16 protein-coding genes are annotated in these 16,324 nt (G+C 64.8%); 12 read left to right on the top strand and 4 right to left on the bottom strand.

Annotation, left to right across the window (positions count from 1 at the left end; genetic code table 11):
• Positions 1 to 358: 358 nt before the first annotated feature.
• The 3 genes from AC0L3S_RS02040 to AC0L3S_RS02030 form a co-directional block, all read right to left on the bottom strand.
• A complete protein-coding gene (locus AC0L3S_RS02040) occupies positions 359 to 853 on the bottom strand; it encodes a hypothetical protein (RefSeq protein WP_473250758.1) in 495 nt (164 codons plus the stop codon).
• A 166-nt stretch (positions 854 to 1,019) separates the two neighbouring features.
• Positions 1,020 to 1,472, bottom strand: a complete 453-nt coding sequence (locus AC0L3S_RS02035) for a DNA polymerase III subunit chi (protein ID WP_007609353.1) — start codon at positions 1,470 to 1,472, stop codon at positions 1,020 to 1,022.
• Positions 1,473 to 1,478: 6 nt separating this feature from the next.
• Complete coding sequence (locus AC0L3S_RS02030; protein WP_473277940.1) at positions 1,479 to 2,978, bottom strand: leucyl aminopeptidase; 1,500 nt, start codon at positions 2,976 to 2,978, stop codon at positions 1,479 to 1,481.
• Between the two features lie 339 nt (positions 2,979 to 3,317).
• Here AC0L3S_RS02030 and lptF point away from each other — a divergent pair, with 339 nt between their 5' ends.
• The 10 genes from lptF to AC0L3S_RS01980 all read left to right on the top strand — a co-directional run bounded on the left by lptF (position 3,318) and on the right by AC0L3S_RS01980 (position 13,714).
• A complete protein-coding gene (gene lptF / locus AC0L3S_RS02025) occupies positions 3,318 to 4,487 on the top strand; it encodes an LPS export ABC transporter permease LptF (RefSeq protein ID WP_007609351.1) in 1,170 nt (389 codons plus the stop codon).
• Positions 4,484 to 5,581, top strand: coding sequence for an LPS export ABC transporter permease LptG (lptG, locus tag AC0L3S_RS02020; RefSeq protein WP_027569681.1), 1,098 nt, complete (start codon positions 4,484 to 4,486; stop codon positions 5,579 to 5,581). The genes lptF and lptG overlap by 4 nt, the downstream gene beginning before the upstream one ends.
• Positions 5,581 to 8,070 carry an LPS-assembly protein LptD gene (locus AC0L3S_RS02015; RefSeq protein WP_473257176.1) on the top strand — a complete coding sequence of 830 codons (2,490 nt, stop codon included), beginning with the start codon at positions 5,581 to 5,583 and terminating at the stop codon, positions 8,068 to 8,070. Before lptG ends, AC0L3S_RS02015 begins: the two co-directional genes overlap by 1 nt.
• Positions 8,071 to 8,139: 69 nt before the next feature.
• Positions 8,140 to 9,066, top strand: a complete 927-nt coding sequence (locus tag AC0L3S_RS02010) for a peptidylprolyl isomerase (RefSeq protein WP_473257179.1) — start codon at positions 8,140 to 8,142, stop codon at positions 9,064 to 9,066.
• Complete coding sequence (gene pdxA / locus AC0L3S_RS02005) at positions 9,066 to 10,082, top strand: 4-hydroxythreonine-4-phosphate dehydrogenase PdxA (RefSeq protein WP_473277939.1); 1,017 nt, start codon at positions 9,066 to 9,068, stop codon at positions 10,080 to 10,082. Before AC0L3S_RS02010 ends, pdxA begins: the two co-directional genes overlap by 1 nt.
• Positions 10,079 to 10,939, top strand: coding sequence for a 16S rRNA (adenine(1518)-N(6)/adenine(1519)-N(6))-dimethyltransferase RsmA (gene rsmA, locus AC0L3S_RS02000; RefSeq protein WP_473277938.1), 861 nt, complete (start codon positions 10,079 to 10,081; stop codon positions 10,937 to 10,939). Before pdxA ends, rsmA begins: the two co-directional genes overlap by 4 nt.
• Positions 10,940 to 10,955: 16 nt before the next feature.
• A complete protein-coding gene (locus AC0L3S_RS01995; protein ID WP_473257185.1) occupies positions 10,956 to 12,014 on the top strand; it encodes an alcohol dehydrogenase in 1,059 nt (352 codons plus the stop codon).
• Between the two features lie 150 nt (positions 12,015 to 12,164).
• Entirely contained in the window at positions 12,165 to 12,326 is a 162-nt protein-coding gene (locus AC0L3S_RS01990) for a Flp family type IVb pilin (protein ID WP_007609340.1), read from the top strand.
• Between the two features lie 73 nt (positions 12,327 to 12,399).
• Complete coding sequence (locus AC0L3S_RS01985; RefSeq protein WP_007609339.1) at positions 12,400 to 12,636, top strand: hypothetical protein; 237 nt, start codon at positions 12,400 to 12,402, stop codon at positions 12,634 to 12,636.
• 361 nt (positions 12,637 to 12,997) lie between these two features.
• Entirely contained in the window at positions 12,998 to 13,714 is a 717-nt protein-coding gene (locus AC0L3S_RS01980; RefSeq protein WP_473257187.1) for a Crp/Fnr family transcriptional regulator, read from the top strand.
• 10 nt (positions 13,715 to 13,724) lie between these two features.
• Here the strand turns inward: AC0L3S_RS01980 and AC0L3S_RS01975 are convergent, their stop codons facing one another.
• Positions 13,725 to 14,462 carry a Crp/Fnr family transcriptional regulator gene (locus AC0L3S_RS01975; protein WP_473257189.1) on the bottom strand — a complete coding sequence of 246 codons (738 nt, stop codon included), beginning with the start codon at positions 14,460 to 14,462 and terminating at the stop codon, positions 13,725 to 13,727.
• Between the two features lie 172 nt (positions 14,463 to 14,634).
• On the opposite strand from AC0L3S_RS01975, the gene AC0L3S_RS01970 reads away from it, so the two are divergent.
• On the top strand, positions 14,635 to 14,874 hold the full coding sequence (locus tag AC0L3S_RS01970; protein WP_473257192.1) for a hypothetical protein: 240 nt from the start codon (positions 14,635 to 14,637) through the stop codon (positions 14,872 to 14,874).
• Between the two features lie 17 nt (positions 14,875 to 14,891).
• Positions 14,892 to 15,593: a Crp/Fnr family transcriptional regulator gene (locus AC0L3S_RS01965; RefSeq protein WP_473257194.1), complete on the top strand. Its 702-nt coding sequence runs from the start codon at positions 14,892 to 14,894 to the stop codon at positions 15,591 to 15,593.
• The last annotated feature ends 731 nt before the right edge of the window (positions 15,594 to 16,324 follow it).

The raw sequence follows: 16,324 nt of genomic DNA, 5'->3' as shown, positions 1-16,324 counted from the left end.
AGACGCGCGTGATTATTCTGGAGATTTCCTCCAGTTTTGCTTCGGGGCAGTTTTCGAAAGCGGATGCGAAGGCTCTCTCATCACGAATCGCGTGATCACGGATCACGCGTAACGCCCCCGTGATTTTCAACGCGCGCGGAAGAACGCGGCTCGAGGCAATGAAGGCGCTTTGGCGAAGGTCGGCATCCGCGATGTCGAAACTCGCGAACAAGATCGCCGGCGAGCGCGAACGGAGAGATCACGGTTCACGCCCGCCCATCGCAATCAATGGATGCAAAATCGCTTGAGGTTGGGGGCAAGCATACGCGGCCGATTGCAGCGACAGCTGCAACCAGCATCAGGGCAAAAGGCCAACCCGTTACGCCGCCGACTTCTTCTTCGGCTTCGGCTTGGTCGCCTTCGGCATGACCGGAGCTTCCGGCGTGCCCTCGATCGAGGACAGGCGACCGGCCGTGAAGGTGTAGATGCCGGCGCGCGGACCGGTCGTCCAGGTCACGACCGCAACGCGCCTGCCGGCGGCATCACCGGAGAGGTTGACGCTCGAGGGCGCGCCGATGCCGCGCACCACATCGCATTCGGTGTGGCCGAGCGCGACGGTGCCGCCCATGGGAGCCGGCGCGGTCGTCGACGCATTCGCATCAGCCGGCCCAGGCGGCGGCGCCATACCAGCACAAGCCCCGTCGGCACTGACCAGATCCTCGGCCCCAACCGGCTTGTCGGGGGTCAGCGGCGGCGACTCGATCGAGATGCTTTTGATGAACAGGCGGCTGGGCGTGTTGAACCACTGGGCATCCCTGGACAACAGATCGGTCCCGCCCGAACAGCCCGCGACCAGCGGGGCTACGGCCGCCAACGCAACTATGAGCGAGCTGGGAAGCTTTTGATGTCGCACGATAAACTAAATTCCCCGAGTGAAGGATCGGCCCTAAGCAATTGTACCAACACCACTTTGCGGCACGAAGGTGACAAAAGCCATCATCCCCCGAAAAGTGCAAATTATCATTAATTGCGAGCGACCGCTAACTCCGCTTCTGCCATCGGCCCCGCTCGTCGGCCTGCCAATAGGTGACATCAAATCCCCGCGCCTTGCAATCCGTCCAGGCGCTCCGGGCAAACGCAAGCGCGTCCGGATCGTCCCCGTCGAACAGCAGCACCATGCGCTCATAGCCCTGGGCGTCCTGCGGCAGCGCAGCGTTGTCGACGAGGAAGCGGACATTGGCACCGTTCGGATTGTCCTCCTCGACCGCAAGCACGATCGGCTGATCGGCGGCGTCGCTCACCCGCCATGTCGCGTGGGGCAGGAAGGAATCGTCGCGATAGGTCCACAAATGGGCGTCGAGCGCATCGGCGCGCTCCGGCGAAGTCGACTGCACCACGACGCGCCAGCCGCGCTCGAGCGATTTCTCGAGAAGCGGCGGCAACACGTTCTCCACCGTCATGTTTTGCAGATGGTAGAACAGGACTTCAGTCATCTCGGGTCATTTGCGTTCGTAATGGTCGGCGACCAGACGGTCGAGCAAGCGAACGCCATAGCCGCTTCCCCAGCTCTGGTTGATGTCGGTCTTCGGCGCCCCCATGGCGGTGCCGGCGATGTCGAGATGCGCCCAGGGCGTGCCGTCCACGAAGCGCTGGAGGAACTGCGCCGCGGTGATCGAGCCGCCATGGCGGCCGCCGGTGTTCTTCATGTCGGCGAACTGGGAATCGATCAGCTTGTCGTATTCAGGGCCAAGCGGCAGGCGCCAGACCTTCTCGCCGCTTTCGATGCCGGCCGCCAGCAACCGCTCGGCAAGTTCGTCATTGTTTGAGAACATGCCGGCATGCTCGGTGCCGAGCGCGACCACGATGGCGCCGGTCAACGTCGCCAGATCCACCATGAATTTCGGCTTGGCCTTCTTGGCGACGTACCAGAGCACATCGGCAAGCACCAGGCGGCCTTCCGCGTCGGTGTTGATGATCTCGATGGTCTGGCCCGACATCGAGGTGACGATGTCGCCGGGGCGCTGCGCGTTGCCGTCCGGCATGTTCTCGACGAGGCCGATGGCACCGACGGCGTTGACCTTGGCCTTGCGTGCTGCGAGCGCATGCATCAGGCCGACGACGCAGGCCGCGCCTCCCATGTCGCCCTTCATGTCCTCCATGCTGCCGGCCGGCTTGATCGAAATGCCGCCGGTGTCGAAGCAGACGCCCTTGCCGACGAAGGCAACCGGCGCCTCACCTTTCTTGCCGCCGTCCCAACGCATGATCACAGTACGGCTCGGCCGCGCCGAGCCCTGGCCGACGCCTAGCAGCGCGCCCATGCCGAGCTTGTCCATCGCCTTGACGTCGAGCACCTCGATCTTGACGCCGAGTTTGCGGAGCAGGCCTGCGCGGCGCGCGAACTCCTCGGGAAAAAGCACGTTCGGCGGCTCGTTGACGAGGTCGCGCGCAATGATCACGCCATCGACGATCGCAGCGGCCGATGCAAACGCCTTCTTCGCGGCGACGACATCGCCGACCGCAAGCGAAACGTCGGCGCGCGAGCCGCCCTCCTCTCCATCCTTCTTCTTGGTCTTGTAGCGGTCGAACTTGTAGGTGCGCAGCCGCAGGCCCGAGGCGATCGCGACCGCCTGCTCGCTCGTCATGGCGCCATTGGGCAGTTCCGCCATGATGGTCATGGCCGCCGCCCCGGCCGGAAGCTTGCTTGCCGCCACGCCGCCGAATTTGAGGAAGTCGTTAGCCTTCAGGCCGGTCGCCTTGCCGGCGCCGATCACGATCAGGCGGGTGGCCTTCACGCCCTCCGGCGCAAGGATGTCGAGCGCCACGCCGCTTTTGCCCTTGAAGGCGGCGGCGGCCGCCGCCCGCTTCACGAGTTCGGTGGCCCCGCCGAGCGCCTTGGCAGTCGCCGGGCCGAGCTTCAGAGTGTCGTCGCAGAACACGACCATGATGCCACGGACGGCGGCAGACAAGGAAACGAAGCCGACCTTGATGGCATCGGACATGAATAACTCCTCAAAAACATTGCGCTTTTTACCGATCGGCGGTCCCGGCCACGGGCCGGAGCTGAACGGCGATTCACTGAGCGTGCCGCACTATGGGCCACCGGCCCGGCAGATGCCAAGCACCCCCGTGGCCGAGGGGCCACAACGAGGGAAATATTAACCATATATTGAGGGTGCCACGGGGCAGCCATTTTGTTGACGGATCAAAGGGATGGTACTGAGAGAGTAAGCCGGCGGATGAGATGGCTGGCCGACCTTGGGGATCCCCTTGCGGGGATTGGTTGGACAGCCGGAATTCCGGCCGGAATTGGGGACTTGGTGGGATTCGTGCGGTAGCGCATGGGGTCAATCGATAGGTATATCTTCCGCACGACGCTCGCGTCGTTTGCGCTGGTCCTGGTCAGCCTCACGGGCGTGATCTGGATTACGCAGGCGTTGCGCGGCATCGACCTGATGACGAGCCAGGGTCAGACCATCCTAACCTTCCTCGGCATCACCAGCCTCGTCGTGCCCGCGCTGGTCCTGATCATCTCGCCGATCGCGCTGATGATCGCGATCTCGCACACCCTGAACAAGCTCGCGACCGATTCCGAGATCATCGTGATGAATGCCGCCGGCTTCTCGCCGTTCCGGCTGTTCTATCCGTTCTTCTACGCCACCTGCGTGGTGGCGCTGCTGGTCGCCTTCATCGCGGCCTATCTCGCTCCCGACGGCATGCGGCGGATCAAGCAGTGGGACGCCGAAATCACCGCCGACGTGCTCACCAACATCCTGCAGCCCGGCCGCTTCGCCCAGCTCGACAAGAACCTGACGATCCGGATTCGCGAACGCCAGCCCGGCGGCATCCTCGCCGGCATCTTCATCGACGACCGCCGCGATCCGAACGAGCGGGTCTCGATCGTCGCCGAGCATGGCGAAGTCGTGAAGAACGACAACGGATCGTTCCTGGTGCTGGAGACCGGCAATCTCCAGCGCTTCGAGGCCGGCAAGCGCGATCCCGCGCTGGTGGCGTTCGGCCGCTACGGCTTCGACATGTCGAAGTTCTCGGGCCAGGGCCGCGACGTCACCCTCGGAATCCGCGAGCGTTATCTCTGGGAGCTGCTCTCGCCGTCCGAGGACGATCCCGTCTACAAGCAGATTCCCGGCCAGTTCCGCTCGGCCCTGCATGACAGCCTGCTGGCGCCGATCTATCCCTTCGCCTTTGCCGTGCTGACCTTCGCGTTTCTGGGGGCGCCTCGCACCACGCGCCAGAGCCGCAACTTCTCGATCGGCTCATCGATTCTCGCCGTGTTCGGCCTGCGCATGGCCGGCTTTGCCTGCTCGGTGATGGCGGTGAAATCGCCGGGCGCGGTGCTGGTCCAATATGCGATGGTCATTGGTGCCATCGGCATCGGGCTGGCGATCATCATTGGCGGCCTCGTGGTCGAACCGCCGCCGCGCCTCATGGAGGCCATCAACAGGTCGAACGCACGCATCGCGCGGCTGTTCGGACGGCCGGCCACCGCATGAGCATGCTCACCAACACACTCGGGCGCTATTTCGCCGGCCGTTTCGTGGTCGCGGCGCTCGGCGTGTTCGCCAGCATTTTCCTGCTGCTGGTGCTGGTCGATTACATCGAGATGGTGCGCAAGACCTCAGGGCTCGCATCCGCCTCCGCGGTCATGGTGGCCGAGACCTCGCTGTTCCGGGTGCCGCAGCTCCTGGAGAAGCTGACGCCGTTCTGCATGCTGATCGGCGCCATGACCTGCTATCTCGCCCTCTCCCGCCGGCTCGAACTCGTGGTCGCGCGCGCCGCCGGCGTCTCCGCATGGCAATTCATCTCGCCGGCGCTGGGCAGCGCGCTGCTGATCGGCGTGATCGCCACCGTCGCCTACAATCCGATGTCGGCCAATCTGCGCGAGCTCTCCAAGCGCATGGAAGCCGAGCTGTTCGGCTCGGCGCCCGGCGGCGGAATTCAGGACGCCTCCGGCTTCTGGCTCAATCAGGTCACCAATGACGGCCAGACCATCATCAACGCGGCGCGGAGCGAACAGCAGGGCGTCCGGCTCACGGGGCTCACGCTGTTCCGGTTTGACACAGAGCAGCACTTCAAGGAACGAGTCGAGGCGCGCGAGGCGACGCTCGAGGCCGGCCGTTGGCTGTTCAAGGGCGTTCGCCGCTTCTCGCTGGATTCGCCGCCGGTCGATCAGGCCAGCCTGGAGATTCCGACGACGCTGACCGAGGCGCAGGTCCGCAACAGTTTTTCCACACCCGAGACTGTGTCCTTTTGGCAACTACCGAGCTACATCCGCTCGTCCGAAAGCTCGGGCTTCGCGACAGCCGGATACCGACTCCAGTATCAGAAGCTTCTGGCACAGCCGTTTTTGCTTGCGGCCATGGTGATGCTCGCGGCCTCCGTGTCGTTGCGCTTCTTCCGGATGGGCGGCGTGCAGAAGATGGTTTTGAGTGGCGTGGGCGCAGGCTTTCTGCTCTACGTTCTGTCGAAAGTGACTGAAGATTTGAGCAAGGCTGAGTTGATGCATCCGATCGCTGCGGCGTGGTTGCCCGTGGTGGTGGGCGGCCTCACCGGCTTTTTGGCCTTGCTGTATCAGGAGGACGGATAGTGACGGCCGTCCACCGAGGGCCCGTGTCTCGTTTGACGCGGCGCACATTGGTGCGCGCGAACGGGTGTGGCTTGTCCGTTCGCAGGTTCCTGCTTGCTGTCGCCGCCGTGGCATCGCTCGGCGGCCTGATGGACGTCGCCGCCGTGGCGCCGGCCTCCGCCCAGAGCTTCACCTACAATCCGTTGCCGCCGCGTGCGAAGCCACCGAAGGCCGTCAACGACAACCAGATGCTGGTTCAGGCGACCGAGGTCGACTACGACTACAACAATTCGCGCGTCTCCGCGGTCGGTAACGTCCAGCTGTTCTACAACGGCACCAGCGTCGAAGCCGACAAGGTCATCTACGACCAGAAGACCAAGCGGCTCCATGCCGAAGGCAACATCCGCATGACGGATGCCGACGGCAAGATCACCTATGCGGAGATCCTGGACCTTTCCGACGACTACCGTGACGGTTTCGTCGATTCGTTGCGCGTCGACACGGCCGACCAGACCCGCATGGCGGCGAGCCGCTCCGATCGCTCCAGCGGCAACTACACGGTGTTCGAGAACGGCGTCTACACGGCCTGCGCGCCGTGCAAGGACGATCCGAAGAAGCCGCCGCTATGGCAGGTCAAGGGTGCGCGCATCATCCACGACCAGCAGGAGAAGATGCTGTATTTCGAGACGGCGCAGCTCGAGTTCTTCGGCGTGCCGATCGCCTATATGCCCTATTTCTCGACGCCCGACCCGACGGTGAAGCGCAAGACCGGCTTCCTGATGCCGGGCTTCACGTCGAATACGCCGTTCGGCTACGGCGTCGAGGTTCCGTTCTACTGGGCGATCGCGCCCGACATGGACGCGACCTTCAACCCGCGCATCACGTCCAAGCAGGGCGTGCTGTTCCAGGCCGAATTCCGCCAGCGCCTGATGGACGGCGCCTATCAGATCCGCGTCTACGGCATCGACCAGCTCGATCGGAGCGCGCTCGCCGGCCAGCCTGGCGACAAGCAGTTCCGCGGCGCCGTCGACACCAAGGGTCAGTTCGCGCTGAACGACAAATGGGTCTGGGGTTGGGACGGCGTCCTGATGTCCGACTACTATTTCTTCTCGGACTATCGGTTGTCGCAATATCGCGATCCGCTGGGCTCGTTCCTGTATCTGCCGACGGATGCACTCTCGCAACTTTACCTGACCGGTGTCGGCAATCGCAGCTTCTTCGACGCGCGCACGATGTACTGGCTGAGTTACTCGGGCAACCAGAGCCAGGTGCCGGTTGTCTACCCCGTGATCGACTATTCGAACGTGCTGAACTATCCGGTCTTCGGCGGCGAGTTCAGCTACAAGACCAATTTCGTGAACCTGTCGCGTGACACCGCGGTGTTCGACCCGATCACGACGCTCGCCAACACCAATAGCCTGTGCACGACGGCGTCGGCCGATCCGCTCGCGCGCACGCCGTCGCAGTGCCTGCTGCGCGGCTTCCCGGGCACCTACACCCGCCTGACGGCCGAAGCGCAGTGGCGCAAGTCCTTCACCGATCCGTTCGGTGAAATCTGGACCCCGTTCGCCATTCTCCGCGCCGATGCGATCAACTCCTCGGTCTCCAACCAGCCGGGCGTGTCGAACTATCTTCCTGTCGGCGACACCCAGGCGTTCCGCCTGATGCCGACCGTGGGCCTCGAATACCGCTACCCCTTCATCAACGTTCAGCCCTGGGGTTCGACCACCATCGAGCCGATCGCGCAGATCATCATTCGGCCGAACGAGACCTATGCCGGCAAGCTCCCGAACGAGGACGCCCAGAGCATGGTGTTCGACGCCTCGAACCTGTTCAGCGTCGACAAGTTCTCCGGCTACGACCGCGTCGAGGGCGGCGGCCGCGCCAATGTCGGCGTGCAGTCCACCACACAGTTCGACAAGGGTGGCGCCGTCAAGGTGCTGTTCGGCCAGTCCTACCAGCTGTTCGGCATGAACTCCTTCGCGGTCCAGGACTCCATCAACACCGGCGTGGATTCCGGCCTGCAAAGGCCGCGCTCCGACTATGTGGCGAGCGCCGCCTATTCGCCCAACAGCACCTATACGTTCAGCGTTCGCTCGCGCATGGACGAGCAGACCTGGAATATCCAGCGCTTCGAGGCGGAAGGCCGCGCCAACTTCAACCGATGGTCCGTCAGCATGCTGTACGGCAATTACGCGGCGCAGCCGGAACTCGGCTATCTGACCCGCCGCGAGGGCATCCTGACGTCGGGCTCGATCAAGGTCGCGGCCAATTGGGTGGTCACGGGCTCGGCGCGCTGGGACCTGGAGGCCAACAAGATCAACCAGTATGTGCTCGGTGCCGGCTACGTCGACGATTGTTTTGTGCTCGGCTTGAACTATGTAACTGGGTATAGCTATTCCGCAGGCTCGGCGCCGCCCGTGCTGAATCATGCGATCATGTTCCAGATCGGCCTGCGCACGCTGGCGAACACAGCGACCACCAGCAGTTCCGGCGGCGGACTCCAGTGAACGGTTTGAAAGTGCCGGCCGCGTGTTCCCGATCGCAGGTTCACCGCGGCTGACATGCGAGCGACAAATATGACGATCCCATTGCCTGTCTTCCGCCTCTTCCTCGTCCTCACCGCCCTGCTCCTGGTCGGCACGCCGTCGCGTGCGCAGAACATCGTCGTGATGGTCAACGGCGATCCCATCACCGACTTCGACATCGAGCAGCGCTCCAAGCTCGACCAGCTGACGACGCAGAAGACACCGGCCCGTCAGGAGGTCATCAACGAGCTGATCGACGACCGGGTGAAGATGAAGGAAGGCAAGAAATACGGTGTCGACCCCGGCGTCTCCGACATCAACCAGTCCTACGAGGGCATGGCGCAGCGCATGCGCATCTCGCCGGACCAGCTCACCAAGTCGCTCGAGGTCAAGGGCGTCCGCCCCGAAACCCTGAAGAGCCGCATGAAGGCCGAGATGGTCTGGACCAGCCTTGTGCGCGGCCGCTTCAAGGAGAAGCTGTTGGTCGGTGAGAAGGACGTCGCGCAGGCCGTGCAGGCCCAGACCGGCGACAAGCTGCAGATCGAGGGCACCGAATACAAGATGCAGCCGATCGTGCTGATCGTGCCGCGCGGCTCGTCGCAGGCGTTCCTGGAGACGCGGCATAAGGAAGCCGAGCAATATCGCGCGCGTGTCGGAAGCTGCGAAGAAGCCAATTCGTTGTTCCGCTCGACGCCGAACGCCACCATACGCGACACCGTCACCAAGACCACCGCGGAATTGCCCGAGGCGCTGCGCAAGGTCCTCGACGACACGCCGATCGGCCACCTGACCGCGCCCGAGATGACCAAGGCCGGCATCGAGATGGTGGTGCTGTGTTCGCGCAAGCCGACCATGATCGACACGCCGAAGAAGCGCGAGGTCCGCGAGAAGATGTATCAGGAGAAGTACGAGAAGACCCAGAAGACCTATCTCGAGGAGCTCCGCAAGGCGGCGATGATCGAGTATCGCAACCGCTGATGGCCCAGCAGCCTGCCAAGCCCCTCGCCCTGACGCTGGGAGAGCCTGCCGGCATCGGCCCCGACATCACCATCGCAGCCTGGCTGAAGCGCCGCGAACTGGACCTGCCCGCCTTCTATCTGCTCGGCGATGAGGCGCTGATCGCCCGCCGCGTCAAGGCGCTCGGCGCCGACGTCACGATCGCCTCCGTGAGCGCCGGCGAGGCCGAGGCCGCCTTCCCCGAGGCTCTGCCCGTGGTTGCGACCGGTGAGCCCGCGAGCGCCGAGCCCGGCAAGCCCGACGCATCGAGCGCGCCGGCCGCCCTCGCCTCGATCCGCCAGGCGATCACTGATGTCCGCGAGGGCCGCGCCGGCGCCGTCGTCACCAATCCGATCGCCAAGAGCGTGCTCTATCGCGCCGGCTTCCGCCATCCCGGCCATACCGAATTCCTCGCCGAGCTCGCCGCGGAGGACGGCCGCGTGCCGCAGCCGGTGATGATGCTGTGGTCGCCGCGGCTCGCCGTGGTGCCCGTGACCATCCATGTCTCCTTGCGCGATGCGCTGGCCCAGCTCACCAGCGAGCTGATCGTCTCGACCGTGCGCATCGTGGCGACCGAACTCAAATCCCGCCTCGGCATCGCCAATCCGCGCATCGCGATTTCCGGCCTCAATCCGCATGCGGGCGAGGACGGCTCGCTCGGCCACGAGGAGCAGACCGTGATCGCGCCGGCGATCAAGACGTTGCGCAACGACGGCATCGAGGCGAAGGGACCGCTCCCCGCCGACACAATGTTCCACGAAGCCGCGCGAAACAGCTATGACTGCGCCGTCTGCATGTACCACGACCAGGCGCTGATCCCGATCAAGACGGTGGCCTTCGACGACGCGGTCAACGTCACGCTCGGGCTGCCCTTCATCCGCACCTCGCCCGACCACGGCACCGCCTTCGACATCGCCGGCACCGGCAAGGCCAATCCGGCGAGCCTGATCGCCGCGTTGAAGCTTGCGAGCCGGATGGCGGCTACGAAAACCCGATGAGTGCGATCGACGACCTCCCGCCGCTTCGCGAGGTCATTCGCCAGCACGCTTTGTCGGCCCGCAAATCGCTCGGCCAGAACTTCCTCCTCGACCTCAATCTCACGGCGCGCATCGCGCGTGCGGCGGCTCCGCTCGAGGACTCCACCATCATCGAGATCGGCCCCGGTCCGGGCGGGTTGACGCGCGCCTTGCTCGCGCTCGGCGCCAGACGCGTCATCGCCATCGAGCATGACGAGCGCGCCATCCCCGCCTTGCAGGATATTTCCGCGCGCTATCCCGGCCGTCTCGAGATCGTGCATGGCGACGCCATGACCTTCGACCCGCGCCCGCTGCTGTCGGGCGAACGAGCAAAAATCGTCGCCAACCTGCCCTACAATATCGCGACCCACCTCCTTGTCGGCTGGCTCACCACCGAACCCTGGCCGCCCTGGTACGACATGATGGTCCTGATGTTCCAGCGCGAGGTCGGCGAGCGCATCGTGGCGCGCGAGGACGAGGAGGCCTTCGGCCGGCTCGGCGTGCTCGCCAACTGGCGCTGCGAGACCAAGGTCCTGTTCGACATCGCGCCGTCCGCCTTCGTGCCGCCGCCGAAGGTTACGTCTTCCGTTGTGCGACTGATCCCGCGCGAAAACCCTCTCGCCTGCGATCGCAAGCTGCTCGAACAGGTCGCCGCCGCCGCCTTCGGCCAGCGCCGCAAGATGCTGCGGCAAAGCCTGAAGTCGCTGGGCGCCGATCCCGCGCGGCTCGCCGCAGCTGCGGGCGTCGATGCGACGCGGCGCGCCGAGACCGTTCCGATTTCCGGCTTTGTTGCCATGGCCCGTGAATTGGCCAATATACGCAGCGAAACAGAGAGATAATTTCGGAGGAAGAAATATGGCGTTGATGCGTCGGCAGTCCCTCGTCAAGTTCGATGCGCCGCTGTGCGAGACCATCGTCGACACGCCGAAGCCGCAAGGACGCGAGGTGCTGGTGCGGATCGAGCGCTGCGGCCTCTGCCACTCCGATCTGCACATCCAGGACGGCTACGCCGATCTCGGCGGCGGCAAGAAGCTCGATACTACGCGCGGCATGACGCTGCCCTTCACGCTCGGCCACGAGATCGCAGGCGTGGTCGACGAAGTCGGCCCCGACGTGTTCGCCGGTCTCGTCGGCAGCAAGAAGGCGGTGTTTCCGTGGATCGGTTGCGGCCAGTGTCGCGACTGCGCCAATGGCGATGAGAACCTCTGCGCCAGGCAGCGCTTTCTCGGCGTCTCCATCGACGGCGGCTTCGCCACCCACGTGCTGGTGCCCGACGCGAAATATCTGCTCGACTACGATCCCCTGCCCGTCAACCAGGCCGCGACGCTGATGTGCTCCGGCGTCACCGCCTATGGCGCGCTCAAGCGCCTGGTCGACCGGCCGCGCCAGCGCAACCTCCTGCTGATCGGTCTCGGCGGCGTTGGCATGATGGGCCTCTCCTTCGCGGCGGCCATGTTCAAGCAGCCGATCACGGTCGCCGATCTCAGCGGTGCGGCGCGCGAGACCGCGCTCAAGAACGGCGCGGCGGTGGCCTACGATCCGGCCGAGCCCGACGTGATCAAGCGCATCCTCAAGGAAACTGATGGCGGCTTCGACGAGATCGTCGATTTCGCGGGCAACGAGAAGTCCATGGCTTTCGCGGTCGCTGTCGCCGCGCGCGGCGGCAAGATCGTGGTCTCCGGCCTGATGGGCGGCCAGTTCACGTTGCCGATGGTGCAATGGGTCTACAAGCGCATGACCATCGAGGGCTTCATGGTCGGCACGCTCACCGAGGCTCACGAGCTGATGGCGCTCGCCCGAGCCGGCAAGATCAAGCCGACGCCGATGCGCGAGGAGCCGATGGGCGACGTCCAGACATGGATCGACGAGCTTCGCGCCGGCAAGGTCGTCGGCCGCATCGTGCTCAAGAACTAGAATGCGCGAGCAGAACGAGGCGGCGGGCTCGGTATCGCCGCCGGCTGCGATTAACGCGAAATTGACGCAAGCCGGTGTTCCAAATTGGGGAACCCACTCTGTGCGGATTATGGTCCTCGCCGGTTCTCTTTTTGGAATCCCGACAAGACCATGCAGACCATTCGCCGCTTCCTCGCCGACGAGTCCGGCGCCACAGCGATCGAGTACGGCCTGATCGCCGCAGGCATCGCGCTCGCGATCATCGCCGTCGTCAACAATCTCGGCGCGACGCTGAACAAGAAGTTCACATCGATCAGCAGCTCGCTGAAGTAACGCGGGCACGCGCGCTAATTCACGGCATTCGTCTGTCGCGCGGAACGGCAACGGCCGCGCCGCGTTGGCAGCCATGTCCATTCGCTGCACCGTCGAGAACGCATTCTTCATCGCCTGGAGCTTCCTGGAGCAGAGCGGAGAGCTCGGCTCTCCGGACGAGACGGCGAACGTCCTGCTCGACGCCATTGAGGCCCAGCTCAGGACCGGTGAACGCCGGCAACTGATGCTCGCCAACAGGGCGATCGATGCCTATCGCGCCCACGCGGAGAAAAGCCGGCCCGCGCACGATTGCGAAGCACGCTTCGGGTAATGAACTTCGGGTGATGAACATCCTGGCCGCGCTCGCCGGCCCGGCGGCATTTGAGATATGGGCCGGCGGTCCGTCGGGCAGAGTGCACGGGCTGCGGCGCTCCGCGACGAGGATGCTACGCCGGTCCGCGCCCCTGCTGTGTGCACTCCTGCACAGAGCTCGTAAGGTTGAAGGCCGCTCGTTTCGGCTGCGCCATTTGCCTCGCGGGCCAAGCGCCTCGGCAAAACTTTCCGGAATTCCGCAAGCCGGAGGCCACTTTTTCAACGGCTGAGAAACGCCTTGTGTGCACTTTGGAACCGTCGGCTCCGTCACGGAAACGTAGGGTTCTGGCCGGTGCCGATTCCCGGCCAGAGCAAGACATGTGACCGGTCGGCCCCAGAACGATCTTCTCCAGCAGCTCAGCCACTCCGATTTCGAACTGCTCGCGCCGCATCTCCAGCCGCTCGAACTCGAGGCGGGCCACATCCTGTATCACGCCGGCGACGAGGTCGCGGCGGTGCATTTTCCCTGCCGCTCCACGCTCGTGTCGTTCGCCGTGCCGGTCGAGGACGATCGCGAGGTCGAAAGCCTGCTCGTCGGGCGCGAGGGCGCGGTGGGCATTGCCGCCGGCCGCAGCGCCTCGCTGGCCTATTCGCGCATCGTCGTGAAGCTGGGCGGCACCCTGATGCGGCTGCCGCTACGGGGGCTCGAGCAGGCCCAGCAGAGGTCGGTCACGCTCCAGCAGGTCTTCTCGCGCTACGCCGACTGCCGGCTCGCACAGCTGCTCCAGACCGCGGCCTGCAACGCCGCACATTCGATCGAGCAGCGCGCCGCCAAGTGGATCATCTCCGCGCAGGAGCATGTCGGCGGCCCCGAGGTCCCCCTCACCCACGAGCAGCTCGCCGGCATGCTCGGCGTCTCCCGCAGCTATGCCAGCCGCGTCATCCAGATGTTCAAGGCCAGACGGATCCTCGCGACACGCCGTGGCGCCATCCTGATCCTGGATGCGCCGGCGCTCGAATCGAGAGCCTGCTCCTGCAACGACTGGGTGAAGAAGCATTTTGACGAGGTGATGGGACGCACGGCCGCGGACGGTTAGCTTTAAGGTCTCACGCATGCGGCGGCGATTGGCGCTTCAAGTGCAGATAGGTCGGACTGAAGCCTCCGAGCCGCTGCAGTTCGCGCCATTTCAGGACGATCAGCTCGCCGTCGCGCATGTCCATGGTCCCGCTCCGCCTGAGGTCGGCGAGCGTCCGGTTCACCGTCGCGATCGCCATGCCCAGCGTCTCGCCCAGCTGCGCCAGGCTGATCGGCAGGCGGCAGCGATTGCCGCGAACGAGTTGCGCGGCGCGGGCGCGGTAGAACAGCTCGCAGAACAGGTGTGCCATGCGCGTGTGCATCGGCCGGGCGCTGTTGTTGGTGATGGCCTCGCGAAAGATCGCGGCATCGAGCAGGGTCTCGCGCCAGACCGAGAGCGCGAAGGTCGGCCGCCGACGAAACGCGTTGAGCAATTCGCGATGCGGGATGAACGCCACCGAGGCGGGCCCGAGGGCGCAGAGGCCATGGTCCATCTGGTCGATGAACAGTCCCTGGGAGTCCGGCAGATCTCCAGACAGATGGAACGCGAGATATTGCCGCCTTCCGCTGTCGAGCAGATGATAGCGCGCGATCATGCCGGAGACGACCAGCGCCGAATGCTCGGGTTCGTCACCCTGACGGATGAAATCCTCATTCGGCGCGAACTCGCGCTGCACAAAGGTCAGCCCGCGAATTTCGGCGACATCCTCCTGGGCGAGCGCGGTGTGCTCGCCCAGGTTCCGGATCAGCACGTCATGGGCTTTTTCCATGTGTACGCTCCATGCGCCCCGCCAAAAATGCTGCCGGTTCGATCAAATGATACATCGGGCCCGCATACAGCGGACTAGAACGCGAGACGGAAGCACAGGTTGCTACCGGTTTGCGACGGTACAGGGTCGCGGGCCCACCATCCCTCGATCGCTGACTGCGCCCGCCCTTCGCATGAGCCCCACGACGATCCTGAAACGCATTCGCCACCTGTTCGCATCGGATTCGGGCGAGCACCTGGACAGTATCCGCGCTGCCTTCCTGCATGGAAGGTTGAAGGAGCCGGCGCGGCCGATGTCGGATCAGGAGCTTGCGCGCGCCATCCGCGAGTTCCAGGCGGTTCCCGTGTCCGATTGGACCATCGCAAAACTCTCCCAACGCCTGCTCGAGCCGGCGATGCCGCGTGACGACTGAAACACCTCCTCCTCTCCATGCCGCACCCGAAGTTCATCGCACATCTCCAGGCGATTGAAGGCCTCTCCGAAGACGAACGCCGCCAGATCGCGGGTCTGCCGTCCACGTTGCGCCAGGTCTCCGACGGCGAGATCCTGCTGCGCCAGGGTGAAGATGCCTCTCGTTGCGTTTTCGTCGTCAGCGGCTTCCTCTACCAGGCCCGCATCGTCGGCGATCGCAGCCAGATCCTCGCCTTCCACGTTCCCGGCGACATGCCGTGCCTGCACACGCTGCTGGTCTCGCCGATGGATGCGGACCTCGTCGGTCTTGGCCCCACCATCGTCGGCTACGTCGCACACAGCCAACTCAAGCAGCTGCTCGACGGCTCCATTCACCTGACCCGTGCGTTCTGGCGCGAGACGCTGATCGATGCGGCGATCTCGCGACAATGGATTGCGCGCCTCGGCGCACAGGCGGCGCTGCCAAAGGTGGCGCATCTGATCTGCGAGCTCGCCGCAAGGCTGGAGGTCGTGGGCCTCGTCAAGAGCGGTCGTTTCCAGATGCCGATGACGCAGCGGCATGTCGCCGATGCGTGCGGACTGTCGATCGTCCACGTCAATCGCACCATCCAGGAGCTGAGAGGGCGCCGATTGATTGCTTGGGAGGGAAGCGAGATCGAGCTATTGCAACCCGACGAGCTCCGCGCGCTCGCGGATTTCACGCCGGATTATCTGACGTAAGCGGAGCGGGCAACTCGGGGGACGCGCCGGCGCTCCAACGAGCAGCCTGCGTCCGGGACACGAGATGGAAGGATAGCGCACGCTGTGTCCACGGAGTCATTGCGAGCGCAGCGAAGCAATCCAGACTGCCGCCGCAGAAAGATTCTGATTGCTTCGCTGCGCTCGCAATCACGAGGAGGCCCCGGGCTTGCCCCAAGTCCTCTCGCCGCAAGAGGCCTGCACCCGCGAGGCGTCGGGCAAAACACCTCGTCAAGCCCGCCGCAGAAAAACATTTCACTTTTCCGAATTTCGGATTTGTGGCATACACGCGCCATCCTGGCCCTGCCAAAGGGGCGTTCGCGACCGTCACGACATGCGGGCCGGGTGGCGATGGACGCGGCAGCGACGGCGCGGGCGGCGTGATGACAGGGCGGGCAACCGTGAGTCCTCACGCGACGCGTACGACACGGCGCTGGAGAGCGGGCTCGTCGATCATCGGGGGTGAGCACACGCAAGCCCTCGACGATTTTGGCGGGACCGTCCGCGGACGGAGAAGTCGTGTGGTCCTGACGCCCGGGGTCTGTGCGTCAAGCCTCGCGGTGATGTGGCGGCCCAACCGGGCGCGCGCATCAGCGATCGGCGGGGCGACGGGGGCAATAGTGCATCGCTCCCCGAGGAGCAACTGTGTTGAAGTAGCCCGGCGATCGGCCGGCCTCAAGGCTGGCGCTTGCGCGCCACCGCCTCCGGCGGCT

The sequence above is a fragment of the Bradyrhizobium sp. Ken01 genome (assembly GCF_055807355.1).
The sequence above is the reverse complement of the archived record's forward strand: the minus strand, read 5'-3'. Positions and strand labels throughout refer to the sequence as shown.

Excerpts from the sequence above, each read along its gene's own strand:
- AC0L3S_RS02035 (WP_007609353.1), bottom strand. The coding sequence starts at position 1,472 with ATGACTGAAGTCCTGTTCTACCATCTGCAAAACATGACGGTGGAGAAC.
- AC0L3S_RS02030 (WP_473277940.1), bottom strand. The coding sequence starts at position 2,978 with ATGTCCGATGCCATCAAGGTCGGCTTCGTTTCCTTGTCTGCCGCCGTC.
- lptF (WP_007609351.1), top strand. The coding sequence starts at position 3,318 with ATGGGGTCAATCGATAGGTATATCTTCCGCACGACGCTCGCGTCGTTT.
- lptG (WP_027569681.1), top strand. The coding sequence starts at position 4,484 with ATGAGCATGCTCACCAACACACTCGGGCGCTATTTCGCCGGCCGTTTC.
- AC0L3S_RS02010 (WP_473257179.1), top strand. The coding sequence starts at position 8,140 with ATGACGATCCCATTGCCTGTCTTCCGCCTCTTCCTCGTCCTCACCGCC.
- pdxA (WP_473277939.1), top strand. The coding sequence starts at position 9,066 with ATGGCCCAGCAGCCTGCCAAGCCCCTCGCCCTGACGCTGGGAGAGCCT.
- rsmA (WP_473277938.1), top strand. The coding sequence starts at position 10,079 with ATGAGTGCGATCGACGACCTCCCGCCGCTTCGCGAGGTCATTCGCCAG.
- AC0L3S_RS01995 (WP_473257185.1), top strand. The coding sequence starts at position 10,956 with ATGGCGTTGATGCGTCGGCAGTCCCTCGTCAAGTTCGATGCGCCGCTG.
- AC0L3S_RS01990 (WP_007609340.1), top strand. The coding sequence starts at position 12,165 with ATGCAGACCATTCGCCGCTTCCTCGCCGACGAGTCCGGCGCCACAGCG.
- AC0L3S_RS01985 (WP_007609339.1), top strand. The coding sequence starts at position 12,400 with ATGTCCATTCGCTGCACCGTCGAGAACGCATTCTTCATCGCCTGGAGC.
- AC0L3S_RS01975 (WP_473257189.1), bottom strand. The coding sequence starts at position 14,462 with ATGGAAAAAGCCCATGACGTGCTGATCCGGAACCTGGGCGAGCACACC.
- AC0L3S_RS01970 (WP_473257192.1), top strand. The coding sequence starts at position 14,635 with ATGAGCCCCACGACGATCCTGAAACGCATTCGCCACCTGTTCGCATCG.
- AC0L3S_RS01965 (WP_473257194.1), top strand. The coding sequence starts at position 14,892 with ATGCCGCACCCGAAGTTCATCGCACATCTCCAGGCGATTGAAGGCCTC.